The following is a 3,750-nucleotide window of genomic DNA, read 5'->3' as shown; positions in this document are numbered from 1 at the left end:
GCGATTGGGGCCGCCTCGTTCATTATGACTAACGGGCAGTAGAGTTGAATAACGATCGCGAAAAGAAGTATAGGGTGTACCATAATTTAACATTATTGTAATACAAATCAATTTCCTTCTGTGGGAAAGTAGTACTGTAATCACTCTCATCAGTGAAAGGTGGCAGCTCCTATGGTCGGGAATGTTGGATTGTTAGAACGAGTGGTAGTTCCTTCAAAGGAGTTTCGACTGGGGATGCAATTGGAAAACAAACAGAATCTTTAAGGTTGAGGAAATTAATCAGTGGTTTCCAGGTGGGGTTACCGGATTTCATGGACCAATAGGTAGTAACATGCCCCGATATGAAGGTAAGCATTACTTCTGGAAATTTGGAGAAACAACAGATGATACTGAACAAACGACTTCAATTGCCAGGGTAATTACACGGGGACTTCCTATCACTCACGCTTCTGTGGGAGAAGAACTTATGCAATGCAAAAAGTCAAACCGCCCAACTCTACAGCTTGGGAAGTTCCAACAATTTGGCGATCCTTCTCGGATAGCTTTTGAAGGCGACGGCTGTGGAGCTGCAATGCGTGTGGCACCCATTGGAGCATTGTATTCATATGAAAATATACACGAACTTGTTTCAAGTGTTTTTGAAGCGAGTATCCCTACGCATGGTTGAAGAATAGCAATATGTGGTGCTGCCGCAATTGCCGCCGCGGTCTCTGCTGCAATTGATAACAAGTCCCCAGATGAGGTGCTCCAGCATGCTGTTCGGGCAGCGAGACTCGCCGAAAAATACCGCCAATCAACAACCGACGAGAACATCTCTAACTTGATTATGCAAGTGTACGAAGACCTTTCTAGTCAAGCGACATTATCTTTAGAGTACATAAAAGAAAAATACATGCCTTGGAAAACCCCTAATATTGTTGCTATGGCGATAAGCCTCGCTGTAATGACTAACTCAGCTGAAAAAACAACGCTGCTAGCCACTAACCTAGGCGGTTACACTGATTCAGTCGCATCAATGGGTGCAGCAATTGCGGGAGCGATGTCCCCAGAATCCGTGAATGAAAGCTGGTATCAAGCGGTCGAATATGTTAATGGAAATGAGCTTGTCAATCTAGCGTCAAGTATTATGGAGCTTCGGGCTAAAACTGAAGTGTAGGGGGTTTTTTATTCAACTAACAGGTACGATAGTTCAACAACAGGCTGCCGCCACAAAGGTAGCCTGTTTTGCTAATGAGCAGAACACGGAACAACGAGGAGTTAACGCTCTTTCTTACGGTAATTAATTATCTTCATGAACCCAATTGCAACTTCTGGAGTTCGATTGAGTCTAATATCTCATATAGAATAAATATAAAATATTGGAAACTGATCATATTTGAATATACTTTATTAAAATTTAGAAGGTGGGGAAATGCAAATGCTTGTCAGAAAAAAACGACTTGTATGGATCACTTCAGGAGTGATTTTAGCTTTCACCATTCTATACACACTTGTTTTTTTTAATGAAACCCCAGGTGGATTTTCGGATTGGCGGATGTCGCGCGCCCTGGAGCTAAAGGGGATTCGTATTCCAATTGGCAAAACCCCAGAAGATGCGATTCTAAAATTTCGTCAGATTCCTTCCATTGAGGTCATTCACGGGGAGCGTGTAAAGGGAGGCGTCGTCCTTTTTTATAAACGATATTACGATAAAGACGGAGAAGACCTTCAGGTCGAGTATATGCGGAAAACGTAGTTCGGTTGGAAATGGGTTTGGGGCGGAGGCTACGGAATCGGTGAATCGGCAAAGACTGCGTTAAATTATATGAGTATGCCTAAAGTAAAAGGTATCTCAACTCCTTTTCCTATGGCGTTTGGGGATGTCATTGATTCATCTGTTAAGAAAGTAATCGTCGAGGTCAAGGGCAAAGGCACAGGTAAATATACCGCTAAACTGACTGGAATGGAAACAGGGCATACGATATGGTTCGTGTTTCTCCCCTCGTCAGATTCAACTCCTTTTGATATCAGTGGAATTAATCAAGAAGGGAGTCAAATAGCTTTAAAAACAATAAATGATCCGAACGACAGTGGTTCAATAAATTTTGGGAATTGATTTCAGATAAGGGTCGCTAATCGATACGAACGGGTAGGATAGTCACAATGAGACTTTGATACTTGGTTTGATTCCGGATAAATAAAAGTTGCAATAAGGAAAAAGATTGTTATACTAAATTTAAACGTTATTTTAAATGTCATTTAAATCCGCGGAAATATACTTGGAGGTTGCGTATGGAGACAGACAAAAAGTTGGAAACAAAAGAGAAAATTATGCGTGCCACACTGGAGTTGACCAAACAAGAAGGCTTTGAAAGGATCACGATAAAAAAAATTGCAGAAGCCTCAAGCACGAATGTCGCTCTAGTTAACTATTACTTTGGGTCCAAAGAAAACTTGTTTAGCGAGTCCATCAAATTGATATTGAACAGCTTTCAGCATACCTTTGCCATACTTGACGATTTCTCTATTTCCGCGCGAGATAGATTGAGGCAATTTTTACTGGATTATTTGCAAGTCATCCGTCAATATCCCGAATTGCTCTCCAGAATCATCCTGATGGGCAAGACCGTTTTCTCCTCCCAGCATGAATATGGATCATTTTTGAAACTATTGGGGTTTCCTAAGATACAAAATACTTTAAGAGAGTTAACCAATGAACAGCAGCCAGAGCACCTGATGACCATGACGATACAGATTTTTGGAGCGCTTTTTCTACCGGCACTTATGAGTCCTATTCTAGAAACAGGAGCTTCCGTGAAGATTGCACCTATAGAGGAACAGATTGACTTGCTCTTTGCAAGATACTTTCATTAATAAACTCAGATTGAGGTGATTAAATGAATTTATTAAGAAAATATTGGCAGGATATAGGACTATTCATTGGCATTGTTATATGCATTTATCTTCTAATGAACTGGGGAACAATGCCGCGGATAAACAGCATATTATGGTTAAGCTTTGTGGCGATCCTTCTTCATCAGTTTGAGGAATACCGCTGGCCAGGGTACTTTCCAGGCATATTCAATATAGCTCTGTTTAAAAGTGAATCCCCTGACAACTATCCGTTAAATAAACAGTCGGCAATGATTATTAATGTGGTCATCGCCTATGTATTCTACTTGCTCCCTGTATTCTTCCCGTCAGTAGTATGGCTGGGGATGGCACCTGTTTTAATGGGCTTTTTCCAAATCATTTTTCATGGAGTCGTCGCTAATATAAAAGCAAAAAGCATGTATAATCCAGGATTAGTCTCCGCAATTATTGTACATTTGCCGATTGGGATCTGGTACATCAACTACGTATATGAGCATCATTTAATAACCCTATCGGACTGGATTTGGAGCGCGATTTATTTTGCCATAGCTGTTTATATTTTAATAGTGAAAGGGAATACATGGATGGAAAACAAAAACTCCATCCACAAATTTTCACAAAAACAATTAAGGTCTTTTCATAAGTATAATAAAGGTTAAATATGATACTTATACAGGTCCTCCTAACCCACCAGAAGGTCCAGTTATTATAACTCTTGATGTAAAATTAGACGGGGTTACTGTAACTAAAATTGAAGGATGATTATTTTCTCAACTAACGGAGAACATTAGTTCAATGAAAACAGCGACAGTCTAGGACTTTATTTTCTCGTCCTTGGCAGTCGCTGTTTCAATTTCAAGGGTCAGTCTATCCTGAAAATATCTCACAGCGAAAGTA

The 3,750-nt window shown here is 40.3% G+C and carries 4 protein-coding genes and 1 pseudogene; all 5 read left to right on the top strand.

Annotated features, from left to right (window positions below; all coding sequences use genetic code 11):
* Positions 1-256 precede the first annotated feature (256 nt).
* The 5 genes and pseudogenes from L691_RS33445 (at position 257) to L691_RS0107165 (ending at position 3,512) form a co-directional block, all read left to right on the top strand.
* Positions 257-1,156, top strand: a pseudogene (locus tag L691_RS33445) (ADP-ribosylglycohydrolase family protein).
* Between the two features lie 255 nt (positions 1,157-1,411).
* On the top strand, positions 1,412-1,735 hold the full coding sequence (locus L691_RS33440) for a hypothetical protein (RefSeq protein ID WP_232229122.1): 324 nt from the start codon (positions 1,412-1,414) through the stop codon (positions 1,733-1,735).
* Between the two features lie 75 nt (positions 1,736-1,810).
* Positions 1,811-2,095: a hypothetical protein gene (locus tag L691_RS33435; protein ID WP_232229121.1), complete on the top strand. Its 285-nt coding sequence runs from the start codon at positions 1,811-1,813 to the stop codon at positions 2,093-2,095.
* Positions 2,096-2,271: 176 nt separating this feature from the next.
* A complete protein-coding gene (locus L691_RS0107170) occupies positions 2,272-2,853 on the top strand; it encodes a TetR/AcrR family transcriptional regulator (protein ID WP_025689670.1) in 582 nt (193 codons plus the stop codon).
* A gap of 23 nt (positions 2,854-2,876) precedes the next feature.
* Positions 2,877-3,512 carry an HXXEE domain-containing protein gene (locus L691_RS0107165; RefSeq protein WP_025689669.1) on the top strand — a complete coding sequence of 212 codons (636 nt, stop codon included), beginning with the start codon at positions 2,877-2,879 and terminating at the stop codon, positions 3,510-3,512.
* Positions 3,513-3,750: the final 238 nt, after the last annotated feature.

The sequence above is a fragment of the Paenibacillus zanthoxyli JH29 genome, assembly GCF_000520715.1.
GTDB lineage: Bacteria > Bacillota > Bacilli > Paenibacillales > Paenibacillaceae > Paenibacillus_AQ > Paenibacillus_AQ zanthoxyli.
This window is presented reverse-complemented; position numbering and strand designations above follow the sequence as displayed.

Bases quoted from the DNA above. Each gene is read 5' to 3' on its own strand.
- L691_RS33440 (WP_232229122.1), top strand. From the start codon at position 1,412: ATGCAAATGCTTGTCAGAAAAAAACGACTTGTATGGATCACTTCAGGA.
- L691_RS33435 (WP_232229121.1), top strand. From the start codon at position 1,811: ATGCCTAAAGTAAAAGGTATCTCAACTCCTTTTCCTATGGCGTTTGGG.
- L691_RS0107170 (WP_025689670.1), top strand. From the start codon at position 2,272: ATGGAGACAGACAAAAAGTTGGAAACAAAAGAGAAAATTATGCGTGCC.
- L691_RS0107165 (WP_025689669.1), top strand. From the start codon at position 2,877: ATGAATTTATTAAGAAAATATTGGCAGGATATAGGACTATTCATTGGC.